At 56.2% G+C, this 306-nt stretch carries 1 protein-coding gene; it reads left to right on the top strand.

All coding sequences use genetic code 11. The annotated features are described in order from the left end of the window. On the top strand, positions 1 to 306 hold a 306-nt coding region (locus AB6A65_RS16905; protein ID WP_371039535.1), incomplete at both ends, for a hypothetical protein.

The raw sequence follows: 306 nt of genomic DNA, 5'->3' as shown, positions 1-306 counted from the left end.
CGGGTCGAGGGCGAGCAGGCCAGCCTGTTGACCACCACTGACATCTTCGAAAAGGAGCTGCACGCCTATACAATCACCCACGCCATCGACGACGGCAATGTGCTTCGCTTCCATGTCGATTTCTTCAAGCCTGACGGGACCCCATTCAAGCCTGGCGAAGTGCCGGCTAGGCGGGCCGTGGTTGAAGCAATCCTCGACAAGCACGACGCTGCCACCAATCAGCGTAAATTCAACGCGCTATTTGCGACTGCCTCGATCGACGACGCAATCGAATATTTCGGTCTTTTCAAGGAAATCCAGGCCAAG

Origin of the sequence: Rhodosalinus sp. FB01 (genome assembly GCF_041365715.1) — a bacterium.
GTDB lineage: Bacteria > Pseudomonadota > Alphaproteobacteria > Rhodobacterales > Rhodobacteraceae > Rhodosalinus.
Note: the sequence above shows the minus strand (reverse complement) of the source record. Positions and strands in the feature narration are given on the sequence as shown.